The 14590-nt window shown below is 47.4% G+C and carries 10 protein-coding genes; 4 read left to right on the top strand and 6 right to left on the bottom strand.

Annotated elements, in window-relative coordinates:
- Positions 1–6: 6 nt before the first annotated feature.
- Complete coding sequence (locus tag FPE01S_RS04440; protein ID WP_046367641.1) at positions 7–1467, top strand: amidohydrolase; 1461 nt, start codon at positions 7–9, stop codon at positions 1465–1467.
- Position 1468: 1 nt separating this feature from the next.
- On the opposite strand, the gene FPE01S_RS04435 is transcribed toward FPE01S_RS04440, so the two are convergent.
- From FPE01S_RS04435 to radA, 6 genes are read right to left on the bottom strand one after another with little or no spacing between them, the layout of a single operon-like run.
- Entirely contained in the window at positions 1469–2980 is a 1512-nt protein-coding gene (locus FPE01S_RS04435) for a PSP1 domain-containing protein (protein ID WP_072053950.1), read from the bottom strand.
- A 54-nt stretch (positions 2981–3034) separates the two neighbouring features.
- Positions 3035–4189 carry a DNA polymerase III subunit gene (locus tag FPE01S_RS04430; protein ID WP_046367640.1) on the bottom strand — a complete coding sequence of 385 codons (1155 nt, stop codon included), beginning with the start codon at positions 4187–4189 and terminating at the stop codon, positions 3035–3037.
- Positions 4190–4201: 12 nt separating this feature from the next.
- A complete protein-coding gene (locus FPE01S_RS04425; RefSeq protein WP_046367639.1) occupies positions 4202–4714 on the bottom strand; it encodes a glutathione peroxidase in 513 nt (170 codons plus the stop codon).
- Positions 4715–4756: 42 nt separating this feature from the next.
- On the bottom strand, positions 4757–6151 hold the full coding sequence (locus FPE01S_RS04420; RefSeq protein WP_046367638.1) for a choice-of-anchor Q domain-containing protein: 1395 nt from the start codon (positions 6149–6151) through the stop codon (positions 4757–4759).
- A gap of 24 nt (positions 6152–6175) precedes the next feature.
- Entirely contained in the window at positions 6176–6898 is a 723-nt protein-coding gene (locus tag FPE01S_RS04415) for a ComF family protein (RefSeq protein ID WP_046367637.1), read from the bottom strand.
- A 58-nt stretch (positions 6899–6956) separates the two neighbouring features.
- Positions 6957–8324 (bottom strand): DNA repair protein RadA, encoded by a 1368-nt coding sequence (gene radA, locus FPE01S_RS04410; RefSeq protein ID WP_046367636.1) that lies wholly within the window; start codon positions 8322–8324, stop codon positions 6957–6959.
- Between the two features lie 415 nt (positions 8325–8739).
- Between radA and FPE01S_RS04405 the strand changes: the two genes are divergently transcribed.
- The 3 genes from FPE01S_RS04405 to FPE01S_RS04395 all read left to right on the top strand — a co-directional run bounded on the left by FPE01S_RS04405 (position 8740) and on the right by FPE01S_RS04395 (position 14379).
- Positions 8740–9426 (top strand): zinc metallopeptidase, encoded by a 687-nt coding sequence (locus FPE01S_RS04405; RefSeq protein ID WP_046367635.1) that lies wholly within the window; start codon positions 8740–8742, stop codon positions 9424–9426.
- A gap of 427 nt (positions 9427–9853) precedes the next feature.
- Positions 9854–12991 carry a SusC/RagA family TonB-linked outer membrane protein gene (locus tag FPE01S_RS04400; protein ID WP_046368651.1) on the top strand — a complete coding sequence of 1046 codons (3138 nt, stop codon included), beginning with the start codon at positions 9854–9856 and terminating at the stop codon, positions 12989–12991.
- Positions 12992–13011: 20 nt separating this feature from the next.
- On the top strand, positions 13012–14379 hold the full coding sequence (locus FPE01S_RS04395; protein WP_046367634.1) for a RagB/SusD family nutrient uptake outer membrane protein: 1368 nt from the start codon (positions 13012–13014) through the stop codon (positions 14377–14379).
- The last annotated feature ends 211 nt before the right edge of the window (positions 14380–14590 follow it).

The raw sequence follows: 14590 nt of genomic DNA, 5'->3' as shown, positions 1-14590 counted from the left end.
GCGCATATGACGAAAGCCAGCCTGATCGCTGCTCTTTTCACAGTTTCTGTTTTTTCCTTTCCGTTGTTCGCGCAGAAAACGTCACGGCAGTTGACTGCATTGAAGCAATCTGCGGTGCTGGACCTCGGAAAGGACTATGAACAATATAAAGAGATATCCTTTAAAATCTGGGACTATTCAGAATTGGGCTATAAGGAGGTGAAAAGTTCAACACTGTTGCAGCAGACGCTGAGTCAGCATGGATTTTCTGTGGAAGCCGGCGTAGCCGGAATACCAACTGCTTTCGTTGCGACATATGGTTCCGGCAGTCCGGTGATCGGTATCCTCGCAGAGTTTGATGCACTGCCCGGGCTTTCACAACAAGCCCTACCCGAAAAACTTCCGGCTGAAGGCCGTACAGCGGGTCATGGATGCGGGCATCACCTTTTTGGAACTGCTTCTGTTGCTGCCGGTATTGAGATCAGCAGGCTGATGGCTGCAGGAAAAATCAAGGGAACGGTAAAGGTGTTTGGTACACCGGCAGAAGAGGGTGGCTCGGGCAAAGTATATATGGTAAGGGAGGGCTTGTTTAAAGACGTTGATGTTGTGATCCATTGGCACCCCGGCAGTGAAAACATGATTAACCTGCAGGGAGCACTGGCCAACAAGAGCGCAAAATTCCGGTTTTACGGACAGTCGGCACACGCAGCGGCTTCACCTGAAAAAGGTCGTTCTGCATTGGATGGTGTTGAAGCCATGGATAATATGGTCAACATGATGCGGGAGCATGTTCCGGCTGAGTCGCGTATCCATTATGTGATTACCAATGGGGGAAAAGCACCTAATGTAGTTCCTGATTTCGCGGAGGTCTACTATTATGCCCGTCATCCAAGCCGCGAAGTGGTGAAAGGCATTTTTGACAGGATAGTAAAAGCTGCTGAAGGCGCTGCGATAGGTACGGAGACCCGGGTAGAGTATGAAATTATTGGCGGTACTTATGATATGCTGTTGAATAAGACACTTGCGGCTGTAATGCAGCAGAATTTTGAAACAATAGGCGGCGTGGACTATTCACCTGAAGAAATGGCCTTCGCACAAAAAATCCAGTCAACCCTTGGTTTCGCCGCGCCCGCGCTTACTACAGCCCGTTCAATCAAACCACTGCAAAAGCCTGATAACCCTTCTCCCGGCTCTACAGATGTTGGAGACGTCAGCTGGAATGTTCCGACAGTAGGTTTGTATGCCGCTACATGGGTGCCGGGAACACCGGCTCACAGCTGGCAGGCAGTTGCCTGCGGCGGCACGGAAATTGGCACGAAGGGCATGATGGTAGCTGCGAAAACAATGACGTTGACCGCCATCGACCTTTTTCAGCAGCCGGAGTTGATCCGTCAGGCTACGTCGGAATTTTCCACCAGCAGGGGATCAGACTTCCGCTATATGCCACTGTTAGGTGACCGGAAGCCGGCATTGAATTACCGTGACTGATCTAATTCGCTGGTTCACCAGGAGGCTTGCCCTGGCCGCCTCCCTGCCTTGGTCCGGATTGGCCTGCCTGTCCTGGCTGACCCGGTTGCCCTGGTTGCCCTGGCTGCTTCGGTGGCCTGTTGCGGGACTGATCGCCTTTTCCTCCCTGCTGCCTTCTATTGTTATTATCGCGGTTGCTTTCACCACGGTTGCCTTCAGGCCGTCCGCCTTCTGGTCGTCCGCCTTCGGGTCTGCCCTGTGGTCTTTGTTGTTGCGGACGGTTGCCCTTAGGCGCTGGTGCATTTCCCTGTGGACGTTGCTGCCTGGCTTCGCGTTGGGGGTTATTTTCGGATCGTTGTTGCCCGCCTTCCTGTCTTGGCTGTCCGCCTTCCCGTTGTGGTGGTGTATTCTTCTGTTTTTGTTGCTGTTTCCGCTTGCGGTCATTCTTTTCGAGCGAACGCAAACTGATCTGACCAACCACATCAACAAATTCCGGTTCAACTTCTTTTTGTTTCGAGCTGGTCACGTCTACGGCTTCCAGTTCTTCCGGGATAACACCCTGGGCATTCAGGGATAATATTTTTCTGACACGGTCGATGGTCAGCGGATATTGCTTATTGCTATCCGGCAACACATACCACATCAGGTTCTTGAAAATGTCTTTTTTGATAAGTGTCGCCTGACCGCGGACTACTTTGATCGATTCTGCCCGGTCGGGAAATGCCTGCAATGCATCAAGATAGGTGTCAAGTTCGTAATTCAGGCAGCATTTCAACCTTCCGCACTGACCACTCAGCTTTGTTTGATTGATACTCAGGTTCTGGTACCTGGCAGCGGTAGTATTAACGCTTTTGAAATCTGTTAGCCAGGTGCTGCAACAAAGTTCACGGCCACAACTGCCGATCCCACCGACTTTTGCAGCCTCCTGCCGTGCACCGATCTGCCGCATTTCCACCTTGACCTTGAATTCCGAAGCATATACCTTGATCAGTTCACGGAAATCCACGCGGTCATCAGCGATATAAAAGAAAGTAGCCTTGCGGCCATCTGCCTGAATCTCAACTTCACTGATCTTCATGTCGAGTTTCAGTTGTCGCGCTATAGCGCGGGAGCGGATGACCGCTTCCGGTTCTCGTGCTTTGTTGATCTTCAGAAGATCGATGTCCCGGTCATTTGACCGGCGCAGGATCTTTTTCATCTCCGGATCAAATTCATTAATGCCCCGCTTCTTCAATTGAAGCCGCACAATTTCCCCTGTCAGGCTTACCTCTCCAACATCTACCCCGCTTACACCCTCAACGGTCACCTGATCTCCTTTATCAAACTGCTGCAGCGCATTGTTCCTGAAAAAGTCTTTCCTGCTGCCATTGTTAAAAGAGATTTCTACCACTTTGCAGGCGGACTCTGTATCGGCAAAGGGAAGGTTCTGCAACCAGTCATAGGCGTTCATCCGGTTACAGCCACCCGACGAACAACCGCCGTTGCTTTTGCAACCTTTTGGTGAACCACCTGTACCACAGCTACTGCATCCCATATATCGTTAATAATGTGAATGTGAATTAATTAGATTTTACAAATATAGGCAAAACTACCAGGTCGATACCTTCGCTTTGTCCTTCAGGATATGGAACAGCTTTATGCTTATTGCGTGAAACAACATTTTCGCATTAGCATTCCTTTCTATATAATAGGAATATTGGTCCAGCAATTCTGTTATCGCAGCCTGCTGTTCGAGTGAGGCCATTTTGTTGATCCGGAGGATAAAGTCTTTTTCACCGGCAGGAAGATGCCTGGCCCATTCGCTGTTTTCTCCCAGCACCCTTATCCTGAGGCTTTGTTCCAGCAAATGCCCGAAATAGCGCAGAAACTGCTTTTGTTTTTCTCTGCCCATTTTGCTGATTTCGTCGATCCACCTGACCAGTGCAATGGGTCCATTCTTCAGAAGGGCATTCAGCCAGTCCCGCAACAGCGATTGCCAGTCTTCACCCGAATGATTCAGGTGATTGATCGCTTCACGGTAATTGCCGTCACTGATCGCTGCGATCTGACTGGCCTGCGCTGCCGGTATCCCGGAAGTCGTTTCCAGCCTTGCGGCAATAGCCCTGTCACTCAGGGCAGGGATCTTTACAAGCTGGCAACGGGAAAGGATAGTAGGCAATATCAGGGAGTCATTTTCCGCCACCAGCAGGAAAAGTGTATTGGCTGGAGGTTCCTCGATCAGTTTCAGCAGCTTGTTGCCTTCTTTTCCCAGCAGCTCGGGCATCCACATCAGCAGTACCTTATACCGGCTTTCGAAGGTTTTAAGGTTCAGCTTCCGCATGATGTCGTTGCACTCCTCAGCAGTAATGTTACCCTGTTTGTTTTCAGCATTGATTGACTGCAGCCAGTCGAACAGGTTGCCATAAGGCAGCGTACCGATAAAGTCCCGCCATTCCGAAATATAGTCTGTGCTTACCGGTTTATCTCCGGGTTTCCTGGGGATAACGGGGTAACTGAAATGCAGATCGGGATGAATGAGTTTATTGGTTTTCAGGCAGGCGGCACATTGCCCGCAGGCATCCTGGAGCTTTTCTTCCTGGGCGCGTTCACACATCACATAGCTGGCAAAAGCCAGTGCCATAGGGAGTCCGCCCGAACCTTCTTTCGCTAAAAATATCAGGGCATGGCTGAGCCGGTTATGCTGCACCATGTCCACGAGCTGAGATTTCGTCTCGCCCTGGTCAATCACCGATTCAAAAAACATGTTCTTGCGATACTAGTTGAGATACTTGGTGATGTCGTCGCTGAGAGGTTTGACGTCGCTCGGGAATACGGCAACGAGTTTACCTTTTTCATCGATCAGGAATTTGGTAAAGTTCCATTTGATGGGGTCTTTAACGCCAAGCTTCTCTGCTTCGTGGGTGAGGTATTGAAAAAGCGGGTGAATATCTGTTCCTTTTACAGACACTTTCTCGCTCATCGGAAACGTCACCCCATAGTTCTTTTTGCAGAACGACTGGATCTCGCTGTTGGTACCTTTTTCCTGCTCACCAAAATTATTGGCAGGAAAGCCGATCACCACGAGTTTGTCTTTATACTTTTCGTAGAGGTTTTCCAGGTCAGCATACTGCGGGGTGAATCCACAGGCTGACGCGGTGTTGACAATAAGGATCTTTTTTCCTTTATAGGCAGAGAGATCAAATGACTTTCCATCAAGGGAAACCAATTTGAAATCATAAATGCTGATCGCTAACATAACACTCAGGCTGATTAATAATGTTTTTAACATGGCTGTTGGTTTGTTCGGTATTCAGAATACAAATATCTGTCGTTATTGTTTTTCATAAGCACCCATATCTGGTGCATTTACCGGTCTTTTCAGACCGTCCAGATCGACCGTAATCCCATTCACTTTTCCCTTGTCGATGGCAGGTGAGCCATCCTGAAGGTGAAAATCGGCAGATTTTATCTCCCCGCCAACGTTTACAAACCAGGGGTCTTCATTTGTCAGTACAGCGGAAACTGTAATATGGGAAGGAACCGTGGTCATTTTCCAAAGACTGTTCTGGTAGATGACGTTATAGGGAGGGCCGGCTTTCTGTTCAGCGAGAAACTCATCCGGAACCAGCGTTCCATCGCCCCAGACGATGCAGTTGGTAAAAACGGCATCGAGTGGCGCAAGGTAGTCGATACCATCAATGGTGAGCACATTGGTGACCCATACAACGGGGTGTTCATGTATAAAATAAAGGTTGCTGTAGGAAGCCATGGTGCACTGGTCAAAATTATAAGTGCCCCCATATACCAGTTGTACATTTTTTCCGCAATTGCTGATCAGGCAGTTGGTGGCGTCAATATGGCTGCCGATGGCGAGTAATCCTGCATCCCAGGCATTATTAATAATACATTGTTTTAAGGTAAGCCCCGGCGCCGGACCATCCGGTATTTCGCTGATGATGCCCTGGTAAGCCTGTTGAACGGAAGTGTAGGTCATGCTGTTGTTCTTGCTTCCGCTCCGGAAATGAATACCGGGCCATGCGGCCGGAAAATCCCGGTAGGGAGCATCAAGACGGTCACCGGAGAATACCACGCGCTCCTCATCATCTGGTCCTCCGTTTGCGATCAATGTTCCATCCACCCGGAAGGGGGCGTCTGCGTGGCAATAAACTTTGGTACCTTTTTCCAGGCGAAGGGTTGCCCCGGAGGCAACAGTAAATTGACCAAGTAATACATGCGGCAGATCATTTGTCCAGGTCTGACTACTACTTATGATTCCATTCCGGTGAAAATGGGCATTCTGGCCCCAGGCATCCAGTTGAACCCAGCGGTTGTTACCATTCCATTCAATCAGAATACTATCCTGCACAACATATGGCAGCGTGGAGCCAGTACCGTCAATGCGGGTGTTGACGAAGACATGTGCGCTGTCCCGCGCGTTGATATCGATATTTTCCACTATGGGACCCTGGTCACCATTTACATTGATCCGGAATTTGCTGTTGCCACCGCCTGCCAGTGCCACCTTGCTGATGCGGATGCGCTGGTCATTCAGGTTGTAGATCCGGAAGCTCAGGGTGATTGAACCGGTTTGGGTAAATAGTGTATCGAAATGCAAGCTGTCTGTACTGACGGCAAGACCTGCTTCCGGACTGGTAAGCAGACTGTCTTTTGTACAGGCGGAAAAAAGGAATCCAATAAACAGGCAGAATAGGAAACCACGAACCATGGAGCCAAAAATAGGGATTCTGTTTCAGTGCGGCAGTGTGTAGGCTAAACAACATATGCTTAACTGCAATTCGCGGCAATTGAGCAATTGATTACCCGCTGCTTCAAGTGTTGCACCGGTGGTCACTACATCGTCAACCAGCAATACGTGCCTGCCTTCGAGTTTTTCCGGTGCAGCGATCCGGAACGCCTCTTTAATATTTTGATACCGTTCTCCCCGGTGCTGATGGGTTTGGGTGGATGTGGCGATTAACCGGATGAGACAATCCGCAAGCACCGGTTTCCGGGAGACGGATGCGATGCCCTGGCATAGTAGGGCTGACTGGTTATAACCCCGTTTGCGATGCCGGGAAGGGTGTAAAGGAAGGGGGATAAGGAGGTCAACAGTGCTGAACCAGTTCTGAGATGATAATTGATAGCCCATCCAGGTACCCAGTTGAATGGCAGCATCAGCACGGCCTCCGTATTTGATCTGGTGCAGCAGTTCCTGCACCGTTGATTTTTTCTGGAAATTCACCAGCGCTGTCGCCGCTTCTACCCTGATCCTCCCGGTGAAAATTCGTGCTACGGGATTATTATGGGGATCACTGAAGCCTGTTTCCGGCAATGAAAATAAACAGGACGAACAGATTCCCGCTGATGATTCGGTCAGGCTGCTGCCGCAGGAGGCGCAACAATGTGGGAAAAGCAAGTTGATGAAACCCGATCCGCCAGATGCGATTTGTTTTAACCACTTTGCCGGAAGCATTCGTAAAAATACTTTCCTGGCTCAGCGTAACTCCGGGTGATATCACCCATTGTAAAGGTCAGAACAACAAACGGAAAACTTCCTCCACTTTGCTGACTGGGATGATCTCGATTGTAGCGTTAGATTTCTGAAGGTTTTTGAAGTTGTTCCTGGAAATGAGCATCTTTTCAAATCCAAGCTTCTCGGCTTCAGCAATGCGTTGTTCGATTCGGTTAACCGATCTAATTTCACCACTTAAACCAACCTCTCCGGCAAAACAGACATGATGCTGCAGCGGTTGGTCCTCATAGGAGCTGAGCAAGGCACAAAGTACGGCCAGATCCGATGCCGGGTCTTCCACTTTTAAACCGCCTGCTATATTCAGAAAGACGTCTTTCATGGCGAAAGGAAATCCAGCCCTTTTTTCAAGAACTGCAAGTAACAGCTGGAGCCTTCGCAGGTCAAATCCGGTAACGGTACGTTGGGGAGTTCCGTAAGCGGAAGGTGATACCAGGGCCTGGACTTCAACAAGAAACGGACGCAGACCTTCCATTGTCGCCGCGATGGCAACACCACTGAGCGAGTCCTCTTTGGAAGAAAGCAGAATCTCGCTTGGATTCATGACAGCTTTCATGCCTGTCATTGTCATTTCATATATGCCGAGTTCTGAGCTGCTCCCGAACCGGTTCTTTAGTGTTCTGAGAATCCGGTAGGCATAGTGACGGTCTCCTTCAAACTGCAGAACAGTGTCGACCATATGTTCCAGGATCTTGGGACCGGCAATTGAACCGTCTTTGGTGATATGCCCGATCAGGATGACTGGCGTATGAGTTGCCTTGGCATACCGCTGCCATTCGGCTGCACATTCCCGTATTTGTGAAACGCTTCCTGGTGAAGATTCGATGAATGGTGTCTGAAGCGTCTGAATTGAATCGATGATCACAAGATCAGGCTGAAGTTTTTTTACTTCCTGAAAAATCTTCTGCGTGTCAGTTTCGGTGAGCAGGTAGAGTTGCTGGTTGCTGAAAGGAAGGCGTTCGGCGCGCATACTGATCTGCTGGTCGCTTTCTTCGCCGCTTACATAAAGTACGATCTGATCTTTCAGCTGCAAACCAATCTGCAGCAACAAGGTCGATTTACCAATGCCGGGTTCACCGGCAATGAGTACGATACTACCCGGAACGATGCCGCCTCCCAGCACACGATTCAGTTCTGCATCGGGTGTAATGACGCGACGCTCATCAACCGTGGTGATGTCATGTAGTTTTACAATACCTGAAGACGCATGGTTGTCCTGCTGCCATCTGTTGGCAACAGGCTTCGTGTCTTTGTGTTTGATTTCTTCAACGAAACTGTTCCATTGCTGACATGCCGGACACTTACCTAACCATTTCGCACTTTCAAAGCCACATTGCTGACAAAAAAATGCTGATTTCACTTTGCTCATCAACCAAAATTGCGATGGAAAAAATTGAGGAAAAAAGAAGAAGTACCAAAAAGTAAAAAGGCCAGCATTCCTGCTGACCCTTTACTTACTAACCCATTAAATTCTTGCACTAAATTACGAATAAGGGTCACATTTCAAAATAATTTTTTGGTGCTGTGAATAACTTTAGGGGCTCTAAAAGCACTCTCTATATGGCGCAAAATAACCGTGTATATATATGATAATCAATGAAATATAAAATTTTAACAAAAATCCTTCAGCTTGTTAATATGCAAAAATGTCAGCGTTGAAAGTGGGGTTTTTAACGAAGTGTCAAAACGGCTGCAAAGGGGTTAAATTTCTTTCATTTCGTCCGTTAAAATGGATTTGGATTTAGCTTTGATAGTTCTATAATACCAGAAAAAATTTAATGTTTATGCATCCTTCAATTATGCTTGTCTCCCTGATTTTTGTAGGGATCAGCATGTTGGTTTCCTACGCCCTTAAAAGTAAGATCCAGCGTTACAGCCAGACCCCCCTTCGTTCGGGGTTGTCCGGTAGGGAAGTGGCGGAGAGAATGCTTCGCGAAAACGGTATTTACGATGTGCAAGTGGTTCGTGCACAAGGCTTTCTGAGTGATCATTATAACCCGATTACAAAGACTGTCAGCCTGAGTGAGGGTATTTTTGACGGGCGGAATGTTGCTTCTGCTGCTGTTGCTGCCCATGAGTGTGGTCACGCAATACAGCACCAGGCCAATTATCCCTGGCTGACCCTTCGGAGCAAACTTGTACCAGCGGTGCAATTCAGCTCATCCCTCGTACAGTGGATCCTTTTGGCGGGTATATTTTTGATCAAGGTCTTTCCGGGGCTGCTTTTGGCGGGAATTATCCTTTTTGCCGTTACAACATTGTTCTCTTTGATCACCTTACCTGTTGAGTTTGATGCCAGTAACAGGGCTCTTGCGTGGTTGGAACGGACCAGGATCACCACTCCTGAAGAGCATCCTCAGGCAAAGGATGCTTTGAAATGGGCGGCGATGACTTATGTAGTTGCTGCTGTTGCGTCGATTGTGACGCTTGTTCAGTATATCCTGATCTACCAGGGGCGAAGCAGGAACTGATTTTAAAAAGAGAATGAACATTGAGACCGGCGCCTGCCGGTCTTTTTTTGCGGCATTTAACTGGGTTTGCCACGAAAACTACCCGAAAAGTTAAATAATCCGTAAAAATTGTTTATAATTATCATGAGTATCGGAAAAATACCCGCGAGTAGCGGCTGAATACGACAGATCTAAACAATTATACGTTTTTCTTTTCTCATGTACATCTACAAACCCTGGTAGTCTTGCCGGGGTTTTTCATTGGCAAGACAGCGAATACAATAGATACGCTGTCTCCGGAGTTATTGATTCATTGTTAGATCTGGAATTTCATGGAAAGTTTAGGACAGTGTCTTTATTAAATACCGGATAATATTGTTCTGATACCTGATTTACAGTTTAACATTGCTTTAACCGCCAATATCTTTGGCACAAATAACAGATGTATATGCATGTAACGAAAAAACTAGCTGCTTTACTGGGATGCTTATGGCTTCTGCTGGCTGCTGTATCGGTGCAGGGCCAAACCCGCCAGATTACGGGTAAAGTCACCGATGGGAAAGATGGTGCGCCATTGATTGGTGCCACCGTTACCGTAAAAGGAACTTCTCAGTCCGTTATTACGGGAGCAGACGGATCTTTTCAGTTATCTGTACCCTCTACCGCGAAAACAATTGTGGTTTCATCCGTCGGATTTGGAACCAAAGAATTTGCTGTTTCCGACAACATTAACGTAGTGCTTACTACCGGAGACAATTCCCTTTCAGAAGTTGTGGTAGTAGGTTATGGTACCAAGATCAAAAGAGACCTCACCGGCTCTGTTGCAAAAGTTGGTGCGAAGGAACTGGGTAACACACCCGTTACAAGTTTTGAAAGCGCCCTGCAGGGTCGCGCCGCCGGTGTTCAGGTGCAGCAACAAAATGGTAAGCTGGGCCAGGGAATTAATGTGAAGATCCGCGGATCTGCTTCTGTTACAGCCGGTAACGAGCCCTTGTATGTTATTGATGGTATTCCGGTAACCACCCGGGATCTCTCCAGCAATGGCGCACCAACAAGTCCACTTGCGGATATTAACACAAACGACATCGAATCCATCGAGATCCTGAAAGACGCATCATCAGCAGCCATTTATGGGTCACGTGGTTCTAACGGCGTTGTACTGATCACCACCAAGAAGGGTAAAGCCGGAAAATCTAGAATTGATTTTGGCTTTTTTGCCGGTAAACAGAAACCGACCAACAAACGCGAATTCCTGAATTCACAGCAGTATGTTGATGGTTTCACGGACGCGTCTGTCCGCGCCGGTAAATACGATTACAAAAATTACCCCGGCGACTGGACAGATGAACAGGAAGCAATTGACTATTATGTCGGTCGCGCCGAGTCTGCCTTCACCCGTTTTTCTGCAGGTAATGATGACTGGAAAACAGCGAAAGTGAATACTGACTGGCAGGAAGAAGCATTTCAGAATGCCCCGATCGCTCAGTATGACCTGAGCCTTTCAGGTGGTAATGAAAAGACTACTTTTTACATGGGTGGCCAATATCTCGACCAGACAGGTATCATTGCGCGAAACAGCATGAAGCGTTATAATGGCCGTCTTAACATTGATCATAAATTCAACAACTGGCTGAATATCGGTACAAACCTGAGTTTCGCAAGAACGCTGAATTACCGTGTATCGAATGATAACGCATTTTCAACCCCGCTGCAAAGTGTGGCGCTTTCACCCATTACACCAACAATCGATCCCCGCACAGGCCTTCTGAGTGGTGAATCTGATCCGGATCGTGCAGATAACCCCGGAGGTCCAAACCAGAACTACCCCTTATACTACAACCCTATGCTTAGTGTTAAGGGTGCTTATTACAATACGTTCGTGAATCGCTCTCTGGGTAACGTGTATGGACAGGCTCAGATTCTGAAAAATTTATCGTTCCGGTCAGAACTCGGTATCGACCAGTTGAACCAAACTGAAGATGCATATTATGGACCGATCACTGAACGCAATACCACTTATCCAAAGGGTGGTGGATTTGCCAGCGCCGACCGCATCTTCAACTTCAATACCAATAACTTCTTCCGATTTGCACCAGTCATTAACGAAGACAATGATCTCGATGCCGTAGCCGGTATGAGCTTCCAGAAATCGAACTGGTATACCCAAACTGCTACAGCTGAGGCATTGCCCGGAAACAATTACATGAAGCTGGTAAGTGCCGCCACTAAATCTGATGCCGTTTCCAGCGAACAGGATTTTAGTTTTCTGTCTTATTTCGCCCGCGCGAACTACAAATTCAAAGACAGATACCTGGTGGCTGTCAGTGGTCGTTTCGATGCATCTTCCCGTTTTGGTCCCAACAACCGCTGGGGCTTCTTTCCCGCGGCTTCATTGGGATGGATTGTTTCTGACGAAAACTTCTTGTCAGAGTCAAAAGTGCTGAGCTTCCTGAAGCTGAAAGCCAGTTATGGTTTAACCGGAAATGCTGAGATTGGAAACTACCCATGGCAAAAACTCTGGAATGGTAGTGGAGCTTATGGTTCCAATCCAGGCCAGATTCCAATACAAATGGCTAACGAAGATCTGAAATGGGAGACTACCGCAAGCTTTGATTTTGGTGCGGAAATCGGCATTCTGAATAATCGTATCAGTTTTGAACTCGATTATTATATCAGGAATACCAAAGACCTGTTGCTGAATGTAGAACTCCCCGGTTCTTCAGGTTACACGTCACAGCTTCAGAACCTTGGAAAACTCAAAAACCAGGGATTTGAGTTTACTGTTAACTCAGATAATATTGTGACCCGCGATTTCCGTTGGTCAACAAATCTCAACTTCTCTATTAACCGTAACAAGATCACCGATCTTAAGGGTCAGGAATTGGGAGTCGGTGGATATAACCGCGCGCGTGAAGGAGAACCTATTGGCGTATTTGTTTCCCGTGAGTTTGCTGGAGCTGATCCTGCAAATGGTGATGCCTTGTATTATAAGAACACGGTACTTGCAGACGGAAAACGTGACCGCTCCACTACAAATGACTACAACGAGGCCGAAGAAGTTGTTATAGGAAGCCCGAATCCGGATTTCATTTACGGATTCCGTAATAATCTGACTTATCGTGGGATTGAGCTTGACATCTTCCTTCAGGGAGTACAGGGCAACCAGGTGTACGACGGTGGTGGCCAATATTATTCTGCCAGCTTCAGTAATGGTTACGACAATCAGACTGTCGATCAGCTGAACGCATGGAAGAATCCGGGAGATATTACAATGGTTCCTGAAGCGAGAAGGGGCTGGGCAAATGGTACCGATCCATCCAGCCGTTATATCATGAACGGCTCCTACCTCAGGGTAAAGCAACTGACACTGGCTTATAACCTGCCACAGTCTATCATCAAAAAAGCTCATCTCGAAAGAGTCAGGGTTTATGCGAGAGGACAAAACTTATGGACTATCACAGACTATAAAGGATGGGATCCCGAGGTTAATGCAGACTACCAGGCTACGAACATCAACCAGGGTGTTGACTTCTATTCAGTGCCTCAGGCTAAAGTGATCGTTTTCGGAATCAACATCGGCCTTTAATCAAAGCAAAAATGAAAATTATGACACACTATAAATATAAGTTACTGAGTTGCCTGGTTGCTGTTGGTTTTGCTTTCAGCGCCTGTGAAAAGCAACTTGACCTTGATCCCTATGCGAGTGTAGAAGAGTCAAAAGCATTTCAAACCAGCGCTGACGTTGAGGCTGCACTTGTAGGCGCTTATTCGAGAGTTGGTGATGACAATGTTCTTGGCGGTGACATGGGGGTTTACTCTGAACTGTTGGGTAATGATGAACAGATCGGCTGGTCAGGAACTTACCAGGGATTAACCCAGATGTACAACAAGGCTATTCCCGTTAACAATGATTTTGTTGAAGATACCTGGAAGGAAGCTTACGAAGCCATTAATGTCTGCAACAATGTACTTGCGGCTATTGATAAAGTATCAGAGGGAAAACGCGACAACGTGGAGGGACAAGCAAAATTCCTTCGGGGAATTGTATATTTTGAAATGGTAAGGTTGTATGCCAAGGCCTGGAATGATGGAAATCCTGCTGAGAATGACGGTGTGCCGCTGGTATTGACTCCAACCCGTGAAGTAAGCGAAGAACTTAAAGTCAACAGAAGTAAAGTATCGGAAGTCTATACACAGATTATAAGCGACCTGACTGATGCTGAAAGTAAGATGTGGGATAAAATTGACAATGGTTTTTATGCTAACAGAACTGCTGCCGCAGCGCTGCTCGCACGTGTGTACCTGCAAAAAGGAGACTATGCAAACGCTGCGGATGCCGCCAATCGTGCGATAGAATCGAATGAGAACAGCCTGATGGAAACATATGCTGAGGCATTTCCGGTTAATTACGACAACACCAATGCACTGGTTGCAAATACTGATGAAGATATTTTTGCCATGCAGGTGACGCTAAACACCGGTTATAATGATTTCAACACATTCTTTTCATTGTTTGGCCGCGGAGATATCTACATCAACCCGGAATACTATGAAAACTACGAAGCTGCTGATGACCGGTTAAGTGTATTTGCACTGAACAACTATGAATACACTTCGAAGTTTGACATGGTATATGGTAATGTACATATCATACGACTCGCTGAGATGTATCTGGTCCGCGCAGAAGCTAATTTCCGCGCGGGAACTGCTGTAGGTGCAAAACCGCTTGATGACATTAACACAATAAGAGTAAGAGCATTACTTGAGCCGCTTACCGGCGCTCAACTCAACCTTGACGCAATCCTCCTCGAGCGTTACCATGAACTTTCCTTTGAAGGCCATCGCCTCCATGATGTGAAGCGCCTGGAAGGGTCTGTCGGCTCATTCCCGTGGAATTCTCCCAAACTGGTTTTGCCGATTCCTGAGCGGGAAATTAAAATCAACCCAGGTTTGACCCAGAACGAAGGTTACTAGTCCAATTGGAGTAAATAATTCTGAAACACCCAGCACTGCTGGGTGTTTTTTTATGCCTATATCTACCTTAGGTCAACCTTTGGTTCTCCGTATGTTTTCGGTTCTTACTCAGTTCTTTCTGCGATCATCTTCCGGTATTAACGTAAAACAGACGGTGTAAATACGGAGAAAATACGGAAGATGAACGGAAAACCAGAATTCCAATTGAGGT

The sequence above is a fragment of the Flavihumibacter petaseus NBRC 106054 genome (genome assembly GCF_000974785.1).
Lineage (GTDB): Bacteria > Bacteroidota > Bacteroidia > Chitinophagales > Chitinophagaceae > Flavihumibacter > Flavihumibacter petaseus.
The sequence above is the reverse complement of the archived record's forward strand: the minus strand, read 5'-3'. Positions and strand labels throughout refer to the sequence as shown.

Coding starts and splice junctions, on each gene's coding strand:
- FPE01S_RS04440 (WP_046367641.1), top strand. CDS start 7: ATGACGAAAGCCAGCCTGATCGCTGCTCTTTTCACAGTTTCTGTTTTT.
- FPE01S_RS04435 (WP_072053950.1), bottom strand. CDS start 2,980: ATGGGATGCAGTAGCTGTGGTACAGGTGGTTCACCAAAAGGTTGCAAA.
- FPE01S_RS04430 (WP_046367640.1), bottom strand. CDS start 4,189: ATGTTTTTTGAATCGGTGATTGACCAGGGCGAGACGAAATCTCAGCTC.
- FPE01S_RS04425 (WP_046367639.1), bottom strand. CDS start 4,714: ATGTTAAAAACATTATTAATCAGCCTGAGTGTTATGTTAGCGATCAGC.
- FPE01S_RS04420 (WP_046367638.1), bottom strand. CDS start 6,151: ATGGTTCGTGGTTTCCTATTCTGCCTGTTTATTGGATTCCTTTTTTCC.
- FPE01S_RS04415 (WP_046367637.1), bottom strand. CDS start 6,898: ATGCTTCCGGCAAAGTGGTTAAAACAAATCGCATCTGGCGGATCGGGT.
- radA (WP_046367636.1), bottom strand. CDS start 8,324: ATGAGCAAAGTGAAATCAGCATTTTTTTGTCAGCAATGTGGCTTTGAA.
- FPE01S_RS04405 (WP_046367635.1), top strand. CDS start 8,740: ATGCATCCTTCAATTATGCTTGTCTCCCTGATTTTTGTAGGGATCAGC.
- FPE01S_RS04400 (WP_046368651.1), top strand. CDS start 9,854: ATGCATGTAACGAAAAAACTAGCTGCTTTACTGGGATGCTTATGGCTT.
- FPE01S_RS04395 (WP_046367634.1), top strand. CDS start 13,012: ATGACACACTATAAATATAAGTTACTGAGTTGCCTGGTTGCTGTTGGT.